General features: G+C 31.6%; 19 protein-coding genes and 1 tRNA gene. 6 read left to right on the forward strand and 14 right to left on the reverse strand.

Annotated elements, in window-relative coordinates:
- Positions 1-9: 9 nt before the first annotated feature.
- From GOY08_RS09985 to GOY08_RS09995, 3 genes are read right to left on the reverse strand one after another with little or no spacing between them, the layout of a single operon-like run.
- Complete coding sequence (locus GOY08_RS09985; RefSeq protein WP_158998765.1) at positions 10-723, reverse strand: MotA/TolQ/ExbB proton channel family protein; 714 nt, start codon at positions 721-723, stop codon at positions 10-12.
- A 21-nt stretch (positions 724-744) separates the two neighbouring features.
- Positions 745-1,467, reverse strand: coding sequence for a (d)CMP kinase (gene cmk, locus GOY08_RS09990; protein ID WP_158998766.1), 723 nt, complete (start codon positions 1,465-1,467; stop codon positions 745-747).
- Between the two features lie 11 nt (positions 1,468-1,478).
- Complete coding sequence (locus tag GOY08_RS09995; protein ID WP_158998767.1) at positions 1,479-2,546, reverse strand: acetyl-CoA carboxylase carboxyltransferase subunit alpha; 1,068 nt, start codon at positions 2,544-2,546, stop codon at positions 1,479-1,481.
- A 124-nt stretch (positions 2,547-2,670) separates the two neighbouring features.
- On the opposite strand from GOY08_RS09995, the gene GOY08_RS10000 reads away from it, so the two are divergent.
- From GOY08_RS10000 to GOY08_RS10010, 3 genes are read left to right on the forward strand one after another with little or no spacing between them, the layout of a single operon-like run.
- Positions 2,671-3,834, forward strand: a complete 1,164-nt coding sequence (locus GOY08_RS10000) for a citrate/2-methylcitrate synthase (protein ID WP_158998768.1) — start codon at positions 2,671-2,673, stop codon at positions 3,832-3,834.
- A gap of 29 nt (positions 3,835-3,863) precedes the next feature.
- Complete coding sequence (locus tag GOY08_RS10005; protein WP_158998769.1) at positions 3,864-5,348, forward strand: 3-deoxy-D-manno-octulosonic acid transferase; 1,485 nt, start codon at positions 3,864-3,866, stop codon at positions 5,346-5,348.
- A gap of 53 nt (positions 5,349-5,401) precedes the next feature.
- Entirely contained in the window at positions 5,402-6,952 is a 1,551-nt protein-coding gene (locus tag GOY08_RS10010; protein WP_158998770.1) for an Rne/Rng family ribonuclease, read from the forward strand.
- 25 nt (positions 6,953-6,977) lie between these two features.
- Here the strand turns inward: GOY08_RS10010 and GOY08_RS10015 are convergent, their stop codons facing one another.
- From GOY08_RS10015 to GOY08_RS10035, 5 genes are all read right to left on the reverse strand, one after another.
- Positions 6,978-7,280: a BolA family protein gene (locus GOY08_RS10015; protein WP_158998771.1), complete on the reverse strand. Its 303-nt coding sequence runs from the start codon at positions 7,278-7,280 to the stop codon at positions 6,978-6,980.
- Positions 7,281-7,308: 28 nt separating this feature from the next.
- Positions 7,309-7,392 (reverse strand) — tRNA-Leu (locus GOY08_RS10020).
- A gap of 69 nt (positions 7,393-7,461) precedes the next feature.
- Positions 7,462-8,436 carry a hypothetical protein gene (locus GOY08_RS10025; protein ID WP_158998772.1) on the reverse strand — a complete coding sequence of 325 codons (975 nt, stop codon included), beginning with the start codon at positions 8,434-8,436 and terminating at the stop codon, positions 7,462-7,464.
- Between the two features lie 12 nt (positions 8,437-8,448).
- The gene (locus GOY08_RS10030; protein WP_158998773.1) at positions 8,449-8,901 is read right to left on the reverse strand and encodes a hypothetical protein; all 453 of its coding nucleotides are present in this window, start codon (positions 8,899-8,901) and stop codon (positions 8,449-8,451) included.
- A gap of 28 nt (positions 8,902-8,929) precedes the next feature.
- Positions 8,930-10,123: a hypothetical protein gene (locus GOY08_RS10035; protein ID WP_158998774.1), complete on the reverse strand. Its 1,194-nt coding sequence runs from the start codon at positions 10,121-10,123 to the stop codon at positions 8,930-8,932.
- Positions 10,124-10,211: 88 nt separating this feature from the next.
- Here GOY08_RS10035 and GOY08_RS10040 point away from each other — a divergent pair, with 88 nt between their 5' ends.
- Entirely contained in the window at positions 10,212-10,793 is a 582-nt protein-coding gene (locus tag GOY08_RS10040; RefSeq protein WP_158998775.1) for a transglycosylase SLT domain-containing protein, read from the forward strand.
- On the opposite strand, the gene GOY08_RS10045 is transcribed toward GOY08_RS10040, so the two are convergent.
- Positions 10,788-12,968, reverse strand: coding sequence for a DEAD/DEAH box helicase (locus GOY08_RS10045; RefSeq protein ID WP_158998776.1), 2,181 nt, complete (start codon positions 12,966-12,968; stop codon positions 10,788-10,790). The genes GOY08_RS10040 and GOY08_RS10045 overlap by 6 nt on opposite strands.
- A 200-nt stretch (positions 12,969-13,168) precedes the next feature.
- Here GOY08_RS10045 and GOY08_RS10050 point away from each other — a divergent pair, with 200 nt between their 5' ends.
- Together GOY08_RS10050 and GOY08_RS10055 are read left to right on the forward strand one after the other, a co-directional pair.
- Entirely contained in the window at positions 13,169-13,792 is a 624-nt protein-coding gene (locus tag GOY08_RS10050; RefSeq protein ID WP_158998777.1) for a fumarylacetoacetate hydrolase family protein, read from the forward strand.
- Positions 13,793-13,932: 140 nt separating this feature from the next.
- Positions 13,933-14,187 (forward strand): hypothetical protein, encoded by a 255-nt coding sequence (locus tag GOY08_RS10055; RefSeq protein ID WP_158998778.1) that lies wholly within the window; start codon positions 13,933-13,935, stop codon positions 14,185-14,187.
- A gap of 7 nt (positions 14,188-14,194) precedes the next feature.
- Here GOY08_RS10055 and GOY08_RS10060 read toward each other — a convergent pair whose 3' ends face one another.
- From GOY08_RS10060 to GOY08_RS10080, 5 genes are all read right to left on the reverse strand, one after another.
- The gene (locus tag GOY08_RS10060; protein WP_202914052.1) at positions 14,195-14,791 is read right to left on the reverse strand and encodes a cob(I)yrinic acid a,c-diamide adenosyltransferase; all 597 of its coding nucleotides are present in this window, start codon (positions 14,789-14,791) and stop codon (positions 14,195-14,197) included.
- Between the two features lie 72 nt (positions 14,792-14,863).
- A complete protein-coding gene (locus GOY08_RS10065; protein ID WP_158998779.1) occupies positions 14,864-15,790 on the reverse strand; it encodes an ABC transporter permease in 927 nt (308 codons plus the stop codon).
- A 1-nt stretch (position 15,791) separates the two neighbouring features.
- Entirely contained in the window at positions 15,792-16,817 is a 1,026-nt protein-coding gene (locus tag GOY08_RS10070) for an ABC transporter permease (protein WP_158998780.1), read from the reverse strand.
- Positions 16,814-18,430 carry an ABC transporter ATP-binding protein gene (locus tag GOY08_RS10075; RefSeq protein WP_158998781.1) on the reverse strand — a complete coding sequence of 539 codons (1,617 nt, stop codon included), beginning with the start codon at positions 18,428-18,430 and terminating at the stop codon, positions 16,814-16,816. The genes GOY08_RS10070 and GOY08_RS10075 overlap by 4 nt, the downstream gene beginning before the upstream one ends.
- A gap of 45 nt (positions 18,431-18,475) precedes the next feature.
- On the reverse strand, positions 18,476-19,519 hold the full coding sequence (locus GOY08_RS10080; protein WP_158998782.1) for a BMP family lipoprotein: 1,044 nt from the start codon (positions 19,517-19,519) through the stop codon (positions 18,476-18,478).
- Positions 19,520-19,529 lie beyond the last annotated feature (10 nt).

The following is a 19,529-nucleotide window of genomic DNA, read 5'->3' on the forward strand; positions in this document are numbered from 1 at the left end:
TAGTCCTTATTAAGTACTTTCATTATCAGATTTAATTGTATAATGTCTTTCTAAAATATTAATGAAGTCAGAAGAAAATCCATCTAATAGAACTAAGTGTTTTCTTATTCTATTTAAAAGTATATTATAAAAAATAACAGCTGGTATTGCTACAAATAACCCAAGCGCAGTAGCTATTAAAGCTTCAGAAATTCCAGGCGCAACCGACGCCAAACTAGAAGCTCCACTGGCTCCTATATCATGAAAAGCTCTAATAATACCAACAACAGTTCCAAATAATCCAATAAATGGTCCCGCCGAAGAACAAACTGCAAGAATACTTAAATTAGTAGACAAGTTAGCTTCTTCAAGCATTTTTTGTCTTGATAGCGTTCTTTTAACTGTATCGAATGAGATTGGTCCGCTGGCATTTCTCTTTTCACGCGTCTGTAAAACTCGAATCATTTCATTAAAACCAGAACGAAATACTTCTCTTGCAGGACTATAATCCATATCTTTAACTTTAAGATTTAATTCTGATAAGCTTTTGGCTTCCCAAAAACTTGTTAAAAATCTTTCAGATAAACTGTGCATGCTACTCAAAGATTTCATTTTACCTATTATAACTGCCCATGCCCAAACACTCATAATGGCTAATAAAAGCATTACGGCAAGTCCTACTGGACCACCATTCATAATGATTGATAGCCAATCTATTTTAGTTGAAGTTAATGCGTTATCCATTAAATTGCCTTCCGAAATTAATTAAAATTCACGAGAAATGATTAAATCTTTTTGAACAGCTAATTGCAATATTTTATTAGCAATATCTTCTTGTGAAAAACATGTTGAATCGAGAGAAAAAGCATCTACTGCTGGTTTTAATGGAGAAAGTGTTCTATTTAAATCTCTCTCATCTCTTTCATGAATTTCTCTTAAAATTTCTTTAATGTCAGCATTTTGACCATTTTGAGAAAGTTCTTTTTTTCTCCGTTCTGCTCTTTCTTCTGCAGAAGCGGTTAAAAATATTTTTAGAGGAGCATCGGGAAATACAACAGTTCCCATGTCTCTTCCATCTACAACAGCACCACTATTATTTAAGACTACTTTTCGTTGGATTGGAAGAAGTCTTTTTCTTATAAAGTCTTCTTGTGCGAGAATGCTTGAAAGTTCAGAAACAAAAGGAGACTTTATTTCATGCGAAATTTCTCTTTCTCCAATAAATACTCTTCCCGTGGAGGATTCTTGTCTATATCTTTCAGAAATAAAAGAAATAAAACGTTCAATATGCTCCACATCAGTAATTTTCATGTTAGATTCATGAAATAGTAATGCTAGTGTTCTATAAATTGCTCCAGTCGTAACATAAATCCAGCCCAACTTGTGTGCTACAATTTTTGCTACAGAACTTTTTCCAGAACCTGCGGGGCCATCTATCGTTATTACTTTTAGTTTATTTTCGCTAAAATTATTTTCCAAATCTAACATGATATCCTCGTTTAAAGCCCTAGTGAGGATTCAACCTCTTCCCAAGGTTCATCCCATAATTTCGTTATTGGCTTTTCTGTTCCTATTTTTGAAATTGGTGCAGCATTTTCAAATGAACCTATCTGCATGTATTTTCTGACTCTATCTGCTTTTAAATCTTCTTTTGACATTTTTTGTAAAAGATTTAAATTTTTTTCAAGAGTATCAGCAATAGTTTCTATAGTTTCTTTAGCTTTCCAATGAGATCCACCAAGAGGTTCTTTAATAATACCATCAATAATTTTATTTTTTAATGCTACATCAGCTGTTAATCCTAATAAATTTGCTGCTCTATCAGCCTGACTGCCATCTTTCCATAAAATTGAGGCACAACCTTCGGGAGAAATGACGCTATAAGTTGAATATTCCATCATGAAAACTTTATTAGCTACACCAATTGCGAGAGCTCCTCCACTCCCGCCTTCTCCGAGTACAACAGAGATAATGGGCACTGATAACCTGCTCATAACCATAATATTCTTAGCGATAGCTTCACTTTGACCTCTTTCTTCAGCATCCATACCAGGATAAGCACCTGGAGTGTCTATAAAAGTGATTATGGGTAAATTGAATCTCTCGGCAAGATTCATAATCCGCAAAGCCTTTCTATAGCCTTCTGGTTTTGGCATTCCAAAGTTTCTTTTCATATTTTCTTTGGTACCACGCCCTTTTTGATGACCAATAATAACTACTCTTTTATTTCTAAATAATCCGATTCCGGCAACAATAGCCTGATCATCTGCAAAGTTTCTGTCTCCATGGAGTTCAATAAAATCTGTACATAATTGATTCACTATATCCAAAGTATATGGTCTATTTGGATGTCTAGAGAGTTGAGTGATTTGGTATGGAGTCAAATTAGAATAAATTTCTTTAGCAAGAAGTTCAAATTTATTCTCAAGAATACAAATTTCTTCATTTAGTTCTTTGGTATCATCTGTTTTATTAAGTAAAATTGAGGATTGTTGAGCTGCAATTCGAAGTTCAGATATTCTATTGTAAAGTTCTTGGAGGGGTTTTTCAAGTTGCAAAATATCCATTTTGTTTTAATCCTCTTAAAGTGCTGTTATGTCACAACGAGTACAGCTCAAAACTAACTTCGAGCAATGTTAAAGTTGGTAGCAAAATTGAGTGAAATGGTCAAAAAAACTGAGGTAGTTTGCTATGAGTCATCAAGAGCCTACAAAGCAAAACGACGATTTAAAATATAATATGCGAGATATGGTGGTAGATTCAACTAGTGTTAGTTGGGTTGATGGTATCAATGGAAGATTATTTTATCGGGGCATTAATATTGCTGAACTAGCGGCGCATGCTACATTTGAAGAAACAGCTTGGCTTTTATTAACTGGAAAATTACCAACAAAAAGTAGATTAGATAGTTTTCAATGGGGTCTAAGTAACATGTCCCATTCACAAGAAAAAGTTATAAGAATTATAGAAGAATTTCCTCAATATTCTAATCCTTTGCTTGTTCTTCAAACCTGTTTAGCTTCCCTTGCTTGTATTGATAGAGAAGATGAATATTTTGAAGAAGAGAATTATATTGAAAAAGTAATGAGAATTATATCTCAGACTCCTGTTATTCTATCTGCAGCTTATAGACATTATTTAGGTGTTCCTTTATTAGAACCTCGTTCAGATTTACCTTTTATTGAAAATTTTATTTATATGTTATTTGGTAAAATTCCTACTAAAAATCAGACAAGATGCATGGAAATAGCATTAATAATTCAAATGGATCATGGTTTTAACCCTTCAACTTTTACAGCAAGAACGGTCGCCTCTACTTTGGCAAATTTCTATTCAGCAACTAGTGCTGCTGTAGGGGCTTTAAGTGGATCTCTGCATGGTGGTGCTAGTGTTTTAACATTAGAAATGCTAGAAAAAGCTAAACAAAGTGGAAATGTTTCAGTTTTTGTTCAAAATCTGCTTCAATCTGGCGGAAAAATTATGGGTATGGGACATAGAGTGTATAAAACAGTTGATCCTAGAGCTATCATATTTAAAGATCTCTTAACCCAATTAACAGCTAAAGAAGAAAAAACTAGTGACTTGAAAATTTTAAATCAAATTGAAGAAGAAGCTAGAAAATATTTTAAAGAAAAAATGTTACCAATATATGTTAATGTAGATTTTTGGAGTGGTTCTGTTTATAAAAAACTAGGTATACATCCTGTATTGTATTCTGCAATATTTGCAGCTGCTAGAATGGTTGGTTGGTGCTCACATATATTAGAATTAAGGCAAAATAATAGAGTTTATAGTCCGCTTTCTAATTATAATGGTGAAATTAATATTCCTTATATTCCTATAGAACAAAGATAAAAAAATTTAAATAACTAAATGGAGTTGCAGTGTTTTTTATTTATGAATTATGTCAAAAAATAATCTTTCATTTTCTTAATTTTTTATGTTTATTTATTAAAGATAAAAAATTTAAAAGATTTGTTTATTTAAGGGATTCAAAAGTTTTCCAAAAAAAAATATCGGAATTAAAATTTAACCATAATCAAGATATTTATTGGTTTCATGTTGCAAGTGCTGGCGAAATGGAACAAGCTATTCCTGTAGCAAGAAGGTTGTCAACAGATTTAAAGGTGAAGTTTTTTGTAACGTATTATTCACCGAGTGCAGAACCATTTTTGAAGAATTTTCCAGAGATTTTATTAGCAATTGGCCTGCCAATTGATGTTCGAAAAAATTATCAATACGTAATAAATAAATTGCAAATAAAAAAAATATTTTTTGTTCGCTATGATATATGGCCATCTTTGTACGATGTTTGTAAAAAGAATAGTCTTCAAATTAATTTATTATCTGCTTCTGAAAAAAAGACAAAAAATGGAATTATGGGTTTTATTAGCACAGAATGGAATAAAAGATATTATAAAAATATGGATAATATTTTCGCAGTTTCAAAAGAAGATTTTAACTATTTTTCTAAACAAAATACTAAAAGTAAAATTTTTTTAGCTGGTGATGCTAAATGGGCTAGAGCATTTGAGAGAGCTAAAACTTTATCTGAAAAAAAATTAGAAAAAGATTTTTCATGTTTTATTTCATTTTGCTTAGATCAAAAAAAGTTTATGCAAAAAAAATGCGTTGTTTTTGGTTCTCCACATAAGGATGAACACTTGATAGCAATTTCACTTTGTAATTTCTCAAAAGATTATTTTATAATTTATGTTCCACATGATGTTAAAGAAGAAAATTGTTTGAAAATTAAAAAAGAATTTGAAAATAAAAATAGTAGAGTCGTTTTATATTCTGATATTATTAAAACACTCAGGAATAATTTAATTGATGAGACTAAAACAAATATTGATATTAAATATAATCTTGAAATAGATAAAAATTACCAAATTAATAAAAACTATAATGTTTATAATTTGAAATATAATGCACACTTTTTAGCAGAATATCTTAACCAATTTGAAGTGATTATTTTTGATAAAATTGGATATTTAGCTGAAATTTATGAAATAGCTGATGCTGCTATCATTGGAGGGGGATTTGATGGGCAAATACATAATGTCCTAGAAGCAGCAGCGCACGCCACACCAGTATTACTAGGAAATTCTTTTCATCGAGCTAGAGAAGCTGCTGATTTGGTTAATTCTGAAGCAGCTATTTCTTTCCAAAACCCAAATGAGATGTTTCAATTTCTTGTTCAGTGGGTTAGTTTGAAGGAGAGGGGGAGTGACTCAACCTCGCATCCAAGTATTCGTCTTAACCTGACCAGAACAAAGACGATAGAGTTATTTAAGAGTATTCCTGATACAAGTGAAATTATCTTGAATGCCCTTCTGCTACAAGGAGGTGAAAAGAGAAATCGCTAGGTAATTCCACTTGTGTTTGGATTTTGAACCTTTTTGAAAAAAGAATATGAGTTATGGTCGCTAAGCAACTAGTTATAAATAGCACCTCTTACGAAACGCGCGTTGCGCTGATAGAAGGAGGTCAAGTATCGGAATATTACATAGAAAGAAGTCGAGATAGGGGAATTGTAGGAGGAATTTATAAGGGTAAAATCATAAGAGTTTTACCTGGTATGCAAAGCTGTTTTGTTGATATTGGCCTTGAAAGGGCTGCGTTTTTATATGGCGGAGATATTAAGCCTGAAGGCTCCTATGAGCTACCAGAAGGTTTTGATGAAGAGGGAAAAGGTCTTCATTCACAGAGTGAAGAAGACGAAAACTCAGAAGCTAGCTTTCAAAAAACTATAGCAAAAAATTATAAAATTTCTGATCTTGTTAAAGAAGGTCAGGAAATATTAGTGCAAGTTGCTAAAGATGCCATAAGTACAAAAGGCGCTCGTGTTACAACTTATCTAAGTTTACCTGGTAGATATGTTGTACTCATGCCTAGTATTAACCATATTGGTGTAAGTAGGAGAATCCAAAGTGAAGATGAGCGAACAAGATTGCGGACAATTGTTCAAAAAATAAAACCCGAAGGCGCAGGAATTATAGTAAGAACTGCAAGTGAAAATGTACCAGATGAAAAAATAATTGCTGATATAGATTTTCTTGTTAAGCTTTGGGATTCTTTAAAGACTAAAAGTTTAAAATCTAAATCGCCTTGTTTAGTTCATGAAGATCTTGATTTAGTTTTTCGTGCAACTAGAGATTTAATTTCCCGTGATTTAGATAGAATTGTTATTGATGATAAAAAAAGATATGAAGATCTGGTCAGATTTTTAAATAGATTTAGTGTAAAATTAGGAGCTCAAGTTCAGTTATACCAAGGCGATACCCAAATATTTGACGCTTTTGGTATAGAACAAGAAGTATCTAGAGCCCTTGGCTCAAAAGTCTGGTTAAAATCAGGTGGGTATTTAATCATCGAGCAAACAGAAGCTTTAACTGCTATTGATGTAAATACGGGAAGATATGTAGGGAATAAATCTTTAGGTGACACAATAGTTAAAACAAATCTTGAAGCAGTAAAAGAAATAGTTCAACAATTGCGATTAAGAAATATTGGTGGAATTATAATACTTGATTTTATTGATATGGATAGAAGTGATGATAGAGATAAGGTTTTTTTGGCATTAATTGAAGAATTAAAAAAAGATAAAGCTAAAACTACAGTACTAAGAATCTCTGAAATGGGTTTAGTACAGATGACAAGAAAACGTACTGAGGAAAGCTTGTTACAAAAAATGACTGTTGATTGTCCATATTGTGATGGAAATGGTCATGTTAAAAGTCCTGCAACTATTTCCTGTGAAGTTATAAGAGAATTATTAAGAGAGTTTTCACGCTCAAATAATGAAGGGTTTGTTGTTAAAGCTCATGCTCAAGTTGCTGATAGATTACTAGAAGAAGACAAAATATTTTTAGATGAATTAAAAGTAAAATATAGCAAGAAAATTGTAGTGAAGTCTTTTGTAGATTACCATATTGAACATTTTGAAATCGCGCCAATGCGGTTTGAATAAAATTTGAAGAAAAGATATTAGATTTTTAATGACCAACACAATTTGGAGAATTATTTGTCCTATTATTCTTTTTCTTCCATTCAGCTTCTGTTAAAGTGTGTAAAGAACAAGCTTTAATTAAGGTAAACTCTTCTTTTAATAACTCATTTATCATTCTGTGACGATTTAATAGAGATTTATTTTCAAACTCGTTAGATACAATTTCAATTTTAAAATGAGTTTCTGAACCTTTTGGAACACTATGCTTATAGCTTTCATTTATTACATTAATAGATATACTTTGAATATTTTCTTTTAATTTCAATTCAATTTTTTGCTGAATGTTCATAATGTACATATCTAATGAATTATTAAAATGGTGCGGACGGAGAGACTCGAACTCTCACGCCTAGGGCACTGGCTTCTAAGACCAGCGTGTCTACCAATTTCACCACATCCGCTTGAAACTCTTCTGTAGCTGAGTTTTTTCAAGAGTTCAACTGGTTTGATAAGAAATCTTAAAAAAAATTTTAAATGCTGAAAAATTGGAAAGATCTTTGTTTTTTGGTGAATGCTTTAGGGCTAGTTGTTAAATTTAGAATAGCAATCACTTCTGTGGTTTTATTAGGTGAAACGGTTATAATTAAAGAACTTAATCGCTCTAATACCATAAATAACCCAAGACCGGCACCAGCAGCTTCTTGTTGTAAACGAATCATTGCTTTTCTATCGCTTGCAAATAAGAATTTTAGATATTTATAAACGGTTTGTTTGCTAAATGTCCCAAAAGAATCTCTTACTCCAATGGCAAGATAAGTCCCATCGAAGCTCCATTCAATTTGGACAGTTTCTTGCGGAAGAAGTGCTATTGGAACTCTTCTATCTACGTCTTGTAATTTAGGGTTTGCATCCCAAATTGCATTCATAAGCAACTCTTCTTGAACCTCTACACCAAACTGAGCGTAGGCGTCCGTAGGTCTGCCTAACACCTGAGAAAGGCCTTTGATAAATTCAAAGAGAGCATCTCTAAACCATTGTCTTTGATCTGAGTGAGATAAAACATATCTATGGACGTAGGCTCCATAAGATACACATTTATCCACTCCAAAATATTTTTTTTCTCTTATTTTTCTAATAGTACTCATAAGTTGCAGATGTGGAACATGCTCTTGATTGCAAGATAAAACATGTCCAAATAACATTAACCCATCACTATCAATTACTTTATCTTTAGTTTCCTCATCAACTAAAAGTAAATTTTCAATTCTTATCGATGGAATCAGTTCTTGTTCTTTGAGTTTTTTTTCGTCTATATGATCAGTTATGTACATAGTTTGTTTACAGCCGCTTTCGGCTAATTTTTTAATTTCGACAACCGTATCATTTTTGGTTGCAATAATAGGAGTGATTGCACAACTTCTAAAAAGTGCTACCAACTCGCTTCGATAGAGCTCGCTTTCAACATCAACTATTGCATCTAGATTTATGTTATCACTGTCTATCATATAAGCCCTTGTTTATTTTGAATTTTCAATAAAGTAAAAATACGATTCAAAATCTACATCAGATTCTATGCTGCAACCTTCTTTATCGCATTTTGGTAACTCATATTCTAATTTTTTTCCTAGATTAAAATCTTTACCATTTTGCATTAAAAATACCTTTTGTTCACCGCAATTTTCACAGTAAGCAGGTATTTGAAAACTTTCTATTTTAGCATTATTTGAAAGAAATTCTTTAACCATATTAAATTGCATTACAACTGCTTGAGGACAATTAAAATAAACAGGTGAAATTTTTAATTTATTAATCCAAACTATCCATTCACGGACTCCACAGCTGTTTATAGTACGAATATTACCTAAATCAAATTTAACTACACCAGTAGGAAGTCCAAAATCTCCAAGATTACATGCTTCGGTGATGTCGCCAGACACATAGTATATGCCGTCTTTTAATTGAACATCCACGTGTAACCTCCCGAGACATAAACATAACTTACTTAATTAAATCTACAGTAAGCCTACCAATGTACCTTCTGTCGTTTACAGTATCACCATTAACAGAAACATTTTCAGCATAAGTAGCAAACTCCAATCTGGCAAAAATGATGAAAATCGAAAATCCAGCAGTAAAGTTTTGATTTCCATAACCCAAGCGAACCGAAAATGGAGCGTTTACACTTGATTGAGCTCCAAAACTCAATTCAAACCCGCCATGTATTTTATCTCGGTCATTTACTCTTTGATCATTAATTCTTTCTTCTTCAACCGAAAATATGGCACCGACAAATTTGCTAAAACTAGGATTAAGACTAAAACCAGCCTTAATATTCATTTTTTCAATTTCATCATGAGAAGATGAATTACTAGCTTGATAGGTTGTATCCCCCACATCTAGAACAGATAACCCAATTTTAGGGGATAATTGGGATTTAAAAGGCATAATAATTCCTAGATCAAAAGCTGCCCCATTTGTGCTGTTGATATTTCTATCAGCTTGTGTTTTTGCTTGGGGAATTAATCCATTTTGATTGGCTTCAATGATGTTTGTTCTGGTTTCTCTTTGCATAACCCTGGAAGACACACCAAACAGAAAAGATTTAGCCAAAGGAAGACTAAAGCCAGTAACGAGACCTTCTTGATCCCTTCTAAATTCAGAAAACGTTCTGTCATAAGTCATCCCATTAGAAAATGCACTAGTTTGAGGTGAAGACAAAAAAGAAGTATATCCGCTTTCATAGGAATCAGCTAAAATTCCAAATTGAAAATAGCCGATAACAATAGTTGGAAAAATACTGGCTCTAGTAAAAATGATGTTATTTTTAGTTCCATCTTTCACTGAATTATCAATTAAACTATAAGGATATTGGTAGTAATTGTAATTTTGATTTGTTAAACCATAAGTATATGAGTTGGTGGAATATGAAATATTTGGCAATGAAGTTATTTTTACAACACCTTTCTGCATAGAGTTTATGGTACCTAAACCAGCAGGATTATCAAAAATTGAATTTTCATCATCAGCAACACCTACATTAGCCCCCCCCATTCCTAATGAACGACTGGATAGATAGTTAGGTATTGCTGGAATGATTACAGGAGAGTTACTATTACTTGGATAGCCAAAACTTGAATGAACTATTACAAAGAAAAAGAAAAAAAATTTTACTTTAGCGCTGATTTTAAGCAATATTTTCTCCACTTTTATAAAAAATTTTGCTATATGTGTTCGGTGTTTTTTTAGCTCTATTTAGTTAACTTAGTTTTTGAGGCTTCACGTGGTATTTGTTCCTGAATATTTTTCTTCTGTTCCAGAAGGACAAGCATTTCATTATGTAGCAAAAAAAAGAGAAATACCTTGCCACGTTCTTTTTCTAGCAGCGGCGGGTAAAGTAACGTCAAATAATCTTCCAGCAGATGAAAGGCTGCTAATGTTAAATTTTGCTAAAGCTGCCTGTAAAACTCAAAATCCTGATATTTTATGGCAAATTGCACATGTTGAATCAGCATTTAAAATTCGAATTGTAAATATTGCTGGGAAAAAAACTTTAACTGGCGATCAAGCAAAAAAGTATTTAATGAATGGTATTTCAAAAAATTCGAACATTGATATTGGACCTCTACAAATTAATTGGCGGGCAAATGGTTCAAAATTTAAATTTGAACCTATTAATTTTTTAAATGGCGATTTTTCTGTTAATTTTTTATCTAATAATATTTTAAAGAATTATGTAAGTACTTGCGGAACAAAATGGATAAATTGTTATCATTCATATGATAAATCTAGAGGAACTCAATATAGAGAAAAAATAGATTTATCAGGTGTAAAATTAAGAAAAATTTTGTTAACATATTTATAGTATTTTAAGAACTTCTTCTTTATTTAAAGTAAATTTTTCATTTTTAATTTGATTTAATTGAGCATTTGTTGAGTTATCTAATATTTGAGTTGCAGTTTGTATTTTATCTATTAGAGATTTTTTAATGTATTCATCAACAGTTTCTTGACCGATTAAATGAATTACTAAACATTTTTCAGAGTTTTGACCAATTCTGTGGAAACGCGCTTGTGACTGAACATAGCTTCCTCCATCAAAATTTAAATCCATATAGATCATGGTATCTGCTTTCATTTTCCCATCTTTTGGTAACAAAGTAAGACCTTCTTTGGCAGATTGGGGAGTGGCGATAAATAATCTGCAATCTGGATTATTTTGGAACTCTTCGACACTTCTTCCTCGTTCATGAACAGACATATCGCCAGTATGTGCTACTGCTCCCCAAGTTTCTTTATAAGTTTCTGTTAAGAAATCAACGTTTCCAACAAAGTGACTCCATAGAATAATTTTTTTTGTATCATCAGAAAATATATCAGACAGCATTTCATTTAGTTCATCAATTTTTGCATTTGAGCCTGTATAATTAGGGTCTATTAACATGGGATTAGATGCAATTTGTGAAAGTCTTAGTAACCTTACTACAATATTATTTGCTTGCATTGCATATTCTTCAGGACTCATATTTTCAATTTCATTTCTAACTGAATCACGCATTTTTGCATAAATCGTCTTTTGTTCCGCTTTTAATTCAATGTTATAATCTTTGTAAATAATTGGTGGTAAATCTAGAACTTCATTTTTTAATCTTCTTAGACTTGTAGCTTGAATTCTTTTTCTTAATTCTTCTCCATTTCTAACACCAACAAATTTTTCAATTTTGATTTTTCTTCTCCCTTGATTTACTTCAAGGATATCAATATAGCAAAAAGTATTTTTAAAAGCAGGAAAACTTGAACCAAATGTTAAACCATTATCCATAACATAATATTGCGCAAATAAATCTATTGGTCTATTTGCAATAGGAGTACCTGTGGCAATAACACAGCGTTTTGCACCATTTCTAATAAATTTTGCACTAATAGTTGTTTGAGCGGAAAGGTTTTTGATTCTTTGACTTTCATCAAAAATTATCATTCCTTCGCCAGCTTGTATCCATTCAGATAATGCATCTTTTTCAAGTCTAATACCTTCATAATGTATAATAAATATAGGATTACTGCTTTGGATTAACTTTGTTCTTTGAGCTGGTGAACCTTCAATTACTGTATAAGGTATGCTGGTTGCTAATTTTATTTCATCTTGCCAAGTTTTCACAAGAGATTTTGGAGCTACTATTAAACATCTGTCTATAGATTTATTTTGCAGCATCATAGCTACTGAGGAAGCTATTTGAAAGCTTTTTCCACAACCCATTTCATCTAATAAAGCGCATGCTGGGTTTTGAATAAGAAATTCAATACCTGTAATTTGATGGGAATAAGGTTTTCTTTTAAAAGGAAACGAAGAAATTTGTTGTCTTATTTTTTGAAGATTTTCTAATTGTTCAGGTGAAATATTTTTTGAGCTTGTTGAACCAATCATAGCTTCGCTACCAAGACTCGTATTTACTTCACCAGATAAATCAAATTCTTCAAACCAACTTTCTCTTAATATAAGCTTACCTAATTTGCTGGGTGCTATATTAGCATAATACTTAGTTTTAGTGAATTCTAATATAGCATTATATGCATTATCTGTTAACTTAAATCCTTTACCTAGAATATCAAACAAATCATCAAAAGTACCGATAAAAAGTCGCCAAACTCTATTGTCAGGATCCCATTGTCTTTCATTTCTATCAAGACCTTTTATTCTATCAATTGTATTTTGATTATAATTAAAAGAAATTTGTAGATGTCCTTGTTCATCTAAATCAACAATGGTGTTTGAATTAATATATTTTCCTTCTTCATTTATCTTTGCTAAATTTTTGTGAATTCTATCCACAAGCTTTTCTTGTAAAGGTGGTGCTAAATTAATTTTAACTTTTTTTAATGTTAAAGTTCCTATAATATCTTGTTTTTCAAATTTGGGTTGTTCTATTAATATTGGTTTAGCATCATCTTTTTTTTCATTCATGATACCGAAAGCTAGACGAATAGGTCCTTTAGGGGGTTTTGGACGATAGGTATTCTTGTTATTGCTTTTATATGTCATACTTTTATTCTCCAAAACAAATTTTATAACAGGCATCACAAAACCAAGCTATTTATATGCTTTTTTTAAAAAGGGTAAAACTCTTTTTTTGCGCATATGGACATTGTGAAAAGCTTTCTTTACATTACAAAATAGCACACGGTCATAAAAATTTGATGTGCTTTTTGTAAAAGGGCTTCTTGTCCCTTGGAGATTTAGTTATGGATAAAATTGTTTGTGTTGGCAAGAATTACTTGGAACATGCAAAAGAATTAGGTGATGCGGTACCTGAAAAACCCGTCATTTTTCTAAAACCGAAAAGTATTTTAAGAGCTGCAGTTGATCATGAAGAGTTATCTTTGATCGTTCCGCAATCATCTAGCTCCCTGCATTTTGAGGCAGAGCTTGTTCTGCGGCTTGATAAAGGTGGATATCAGATGGACCTCAAAGAAGCAGAAAAAGCTATTGGGGCTGTATCTGTTGGACTGGATATGACTTTGCGAGATATGCAAGCAAAACAAAAAAAGGATGGTCATCCTTGGACAACTAGTAAGGTTTTTCCCGATAGTGCTGTAGTAGGACCGTGGTTAAGAATTTCAGAGTTTCCTAATTACTTAGAAGAAAAGTTTACTTTTTCTTTAGATGATAAAGTGAAGCAAGAAGGATATGGTAAAAATATGCTTCTCTCACCTATAGAATGTGTATCATATATTAGTAAATTTTTTCCTTTAGTTGCTGGAGATTTAATTTTTACAGGAACTCCAGCAGGAGTTGGTCCTGTAGTCTCTGGACAACGAGGTGTGCTTAGTTTTGGTGCAATAAGATATTCCGTCATTTGGAACTAAAATAAAATCTACAAGATAACCAATTAATGTAATTAAAAATTTATATTTAATTTGACTAAAAAAACATATTTTATTAAAATGCAATTACGTTTTTTTATTTTTCTGATAATTAATTTGAATTTTCTGATTAAGGATGAAAGATGATAAAAAACATTTTTTATATCATTTTTTTTAGTCTAAGTAACTTACCATTAAGTTATAATATGAATAATTCAGGATTTTTTTTCTTGGAAAATACTATAAATGTTAACAAGATGCATTCTTTTTTATATGAGCACCAACAATGTTTAAATTTTAATTTTTGTAATGAAATAGATTTTATAAAGCATTTTATTGTAAATAAAAAACTTGATGAAGAATATGAACATGAAAAGTTAATTCTAGAATTACTTTAGATTTTAATTAAAATTCAATTGTTCTGACTCCTGAATTTTTATCCCATGTAACTTCGTTACTTTTTGCTAACTTTTGAACCCAGCGAGATAAAACAAAAAACAAATCTGACAATCTATTTATATAAGGAAGAATATTCGGATTAATTTCTTTTTCCATCGAGAAAGAAACAATTAAGCGTTCTGCTCTTCTACAAACCGTTCTCGCCAAATGAAAATAAGAATTTAAATTGGTTCCCCCAGGTAAGACGAATTCTTGGAGTGGTTCTAAAATATTTTGGCAATAATCAATCATTTTTTCTAATTGACTTGTATCCACTTCATTTAAAACTATCATATTTTTCCATCTAGAAGATAACGGCGTTGCCAAATCTGCTCCTAAATTAAAAAGATCATTTTGAATTGAATAAATCCAAGAGTCTAAAATGGTTTTTTCTTTTTTAGGCATTTCTTCTAGATTTTGTCGACATATTCCTAATATGCTATTTAATTCATCAATCGTTCCGTAACATTCAATTCTAAGATCATCTTTTGGAACTCTGCTCCCATCTGCTAATCCAGTTGTGCCTTTATCACCTGTTTTGGTGTATACTTTAACAATCCGCATAATAAATCCTAAGAAAATAAGTTAAAAAATTATTATAACTTTTAATTTTTCAAGGATAAACTAATTTTCGAATTATCGATTTCTTAAATAAGGTTGTCCTAAAGCTTTAGGAGGTTTACTTTTGCCAACAAATCCAGCAACAATTATAACAGTTAATAAATAAGGAATTATTTGAACAAATTGCGGTGAGATAATAAAGTTCCAAATTGGATTTAAAAATTCAACATCGAAATCAGGCTTAGGTATTTTCACGCCTTGCAACATGATTCCCAATGCATCAAAAAAACCAAATGCTAGGCAAGCTAATGTTGCTGCTATTGGTCTCCAGCCGCCAACAATTAATGCTGCTAAAGCCATATAACCTCTCCCTGCGGTCATATTTCTAGTGTAACTACTGGAAAGGCAAATTGATAAGGTTGCGCCCCCTAGTCCTGCTAAAAATCCAGATAATAAAACCCCGCTCCATCTAGTACGAATAACATCAATACCTGATGTTTGAAGAGCATCTGGATGTTCTCCAGCAAATTTATGCCATAAACCGTATGGCGAAAACTTGAACCAAAGCCAAACTAAGGCAACTATAATCCAAACAGCTATAATTGGTTCGTAAATAAATCTGTTATGCATAGATATTTCTGGGGTTGAACCGGTATTTTGAAAGAGAATTTGAGAAGCAAAGGGCACTGTTCCGGCAGCTAAAATTGTAATTGCAGTTCCTGTAACAATTTGATTTGATTTGAAATTAATTACAAAAAGACCATAAATTGCTGACATGACAAGCCCTGCTAATCCCCCACATAAAAATCCTAAAAAAGGCGAATGTGTTAAAGCTGTAACTGCTGCAGCAGTAAAAGCTCCAGCTAACATTTTTCCTTCTAGAGCTATATTTATTATTCCACTACGCTCACTAAATAATCCACCTAAAGCTGCAAATATTAAAGGAGCAGACATTCGAATGGTCGCGCCACTAATTGAAGATAAGAGGTTAATCCATTCCATATCAATTTGCCTTTTTTGAAAATTTAATTTTTTCCCAGAGCCCATCAGCTGATACAGCTAAAATGATTAATGCTTGCAGCACTAATGCAAGGTCAGATGTAACGTTGTGGGTGAAGATTTCTAAATCACTAGCACCTTTTTGAAGAGCTCCAAATAATAATCCAGAAAATATAATTGCCAGAGGGTTCCCTTTTGCTAGAAAGGCCACTGCAATACCTGTGAAACCATATCCTGGAGAAAAATCAAGTTTAAAGCATTCTGAACGGCCTAATATTTCTCCCACTCCAACAAGTCCTGCTAAAGCACCTGCAATAAACATTGTTTTCATTTGAGTTTTAGAAATACTTATTCCTGCTGTTGAAGAAGCAGCCTCATTTTCACCAACACTCCTTATTTCATAACCATAAGGAGTTCGATATAAAAATAACCAGAGAAGAATTGCTACAAAAATAGAAAGAAATATTGCTGATGATACTGGTGCACCATCGAAAAATGAATAGGATTCTAATACATAATTTTTAGAAATTGGTATTGTCTGAGGATTTTGTGAATTTACATCTTTTAAAATGTAAACAGTTATATAACTTGCAATTCCAGCAGCTATGAAATTTAACATAATTGTCGTGATAACTTCGTGAGCTCCACGTTTTGCTTTTAAATAACCAGCAATTCCACCCCAAAAACCACCTAATACAGCAGCAGCAAGAGCAGCAAAAATGATTGCAAAAAAAGGTGGGATATTTGGAAACAAAGCGCCTACAGTTGCTGCAGCTAAAGCACCCATTGTTAATTGACCTTCAGCCCCAATATTAAACATTTTAGCTTTAAAAGCCATTGCGACAGAAAGACCAGTTAGAATAAGTGGCATACTATAAGTTAAAGTCATACCAAAATCGTAAGCTGTACCAAAACCTGATTTAGCAAAAATATAAAAAACATTTAAGGGATTTTCACCAGCAATACTAGTTACAAGTAGCCCAATAATAAGAGCAATAATTGTTGCAATAATGGGGCGTAAAATATTCATCTCTTAATATCTCCATTTAATAATCCACCACACATTGCAAGTCCAATCATATGTTCGTCAGTTTCATTTCTTTTGAATTCAGCAGCAATACTTCCGCCATACATAACGAGGACTCTGTCGGCTAAAGTCAAAATTTCATCTAATTCTGATGAAATAAGAAGTACACCTACACCTTTATCTCTTTCAGCAACTAATTGGTTATGAATATACTCTATTGCACCAATGTCAACACCTCTAGTAGGATTTGCAGCTACTATAAATTGCGGCTCTTTTCCAAATTCTCTGGCGATAATTATTTTTTGTTGGTTGCCGCCTGAAAATCCTGAAACATTTAACTTAGGATTTTTTGGGCGTACATCGTATTTTTCCATTTCACTTTTTACCGTCTTCTGAATTTCTGATATTTTTTGAAATATTCCAAAGCGAAATTTCTTTTCCCAATGTCTTCCTAAAATATAATTTTCTTCAGCTGTCATGTTCAAAAGTAGGCCATTCTTATGACGATCTTCAGGTATAAAACCCACAATAAGATCTTGCATTTCAGAACTTTTTTTATGTGTAATATCTTTATTTAATAAAGTTATTTTACCTGAAGCAGGGTGATGTGGAGATATTTTTTTTCCAAAGAATTTTTGAGGATGAAAAATAATATCAATTAATTCTGATTGACCATTGCCTTCAACTCCAGCAATTCCAACTATTTCACCACCGTTAATTGATAGATTTATATTATTTAATAAATTTTTTTGTGAGTCTTTGTTAGAAAAATTTCTTAAAGTTACATTTTTTAAATCTAATACATTATTACTAGTTTTTTTTCCTAATGGAATATTTGGTCTTAAATTAACATTTCTGCCAACCATTAATGAGGCTATTTTTTCTTCAGATGCTTCTGATGTTTTTAATGATCCAACAACGCTTCCTGCTCGAAATACTACAATATTATCTGTAAAATTTAAAACTTCTCTAAGTTTATGAGTAACAATTATTATTGTTTTACCTTCATTCTTTAGTTTCTTTAAATTTTCAAAAAGTTCGTCAACTTCCAAAGGAGTTAAAACAGCAGTAGGTTCGTCAAGAATAAGTATTTCTGCGTTTCTATACAATAATTTTAAAATTTCAATTCTTTGTTGCATTCCTACAGCTAGTTTAGAAATTTTAGTATTTAAAGGTACAGTTAGTCCATATTTTTTGGCAATTTCATCAATTTCTAGTCGAGCTTTTTTTCTATCAATAATATTAAACGAAGTTGGTAAAAATGGCAATTTAAGAGTGTGTTCTTCGTCACCTAGTATTATATTATCAAGACCAGTAGCAGTTTCAGCAAGCATAAAGTGTTGATGAACCATCCCTATTCCATTTTTAATAGCGTCTTTGGGTGATTGCCAATGTTGAGGCTTACCATTAACTAAAATTTCACCATCATCTTCTTTATACAAGCCAAATAATATTTTCATTGCAGTAGATTTTCCAGCACCATTTTCACCAATTAAGGCTTGAATAGTTCCTTTTTCTACTGAAAAACTTATATTATTATTTGCAATTACTTTACCAAAAGATTTTGTTACATTTTTGAATTCTATAGCAATTTTTTTATCTTTAAAGTGTTCCATTTTAAGCATTCTAAATTGAAGGTGAAATTAAAAAAAAGTAATAAATTATTTATTTATTTTATAATAGTCAGGTACAATTATTTTCTTTTCGATAATTTCTTTTTTAATTTTATTAATTTCTTTAATTTCATTATCTTTAAAAAGTTTTCTATTGTTATTATCAAAAGACCAATCAACACCGCCTTCAGAAAAACCGTATCTAATCACTCCAGTAGATAATTTATTTTCAGTATAGTCTTTAATTGATTCAAAAACTTTTGAATCTACTTTCTTTTCCATACTCGTTAAAACAAGCCCTGGTGCTAAGTGGTTTTGATTTGAATCAACACCAATTATGAACTTATTAGATAGTTTTTTATTTGCTTCTTCAACAGCATCAAAAGCACCTAATGAAGATGCACCTGCTGCAACAAATATAACATCCGCACCTTTATTATACATTGCTAATGCAATTTCTTTTGCTTTGGTAGGATTATTCCAAGCTGAAGACGTTATACCTACAAAAGTTTCTGTAACTTTAATTTTTGGATTAATAAATTTAGCACCAGCTTCAAATCCATAATAAAATCTTTTGATGAGAGGTATTTCCATACCACCAATAAATCCTATTTGGTTGGTTTTAGATTTCATAGCAGCTATTGCGCCTACCAAAAAGCTACCTTCATGTTCTTGGAAAGAAATGGATCTAATATTTGGTTCATCTATTGATGAGTCTACTAATACATATTTTTGTTTTGGATATTTTTTAGCAATTTTTCCTACATTTTCTGCGTTATTAAAACCAACTGCAATAATAAGCCCACATTCTCCGCTAGAAAAAGAACGTATAAAATTTATAGAATTTGCATCATCACGGACAGTAACATATTTACTTTCCTTGGATACATTTAATTCTTTTTGAGCCCTTGAAAAGCCTTCATAAGCTAATTGGTTAAAAGATTTATCATCCTTACCACCTTTATCTAATATTAGACATATTTTTGGTAATTCTTTAGACTCCAATGCAAAAATATTTAAATTAATACAACTAAATAAGAAAAGTGATTTAGAAAAAATAGAGAAAATGGATTTAATATTTCTTTTAATCATATTAGCTACA

Origin of the sequence: Pigmentibacter ruber (assembly GCF_009792895.1) — a bacterium.
Taxonomy (GTDB): Bacteria; Bdellovibrionota_B; Oligoflexia; order Silvanigrellales; family Silvanigrellaceae; genus Silvanigrella; species Silvanigrella rubra.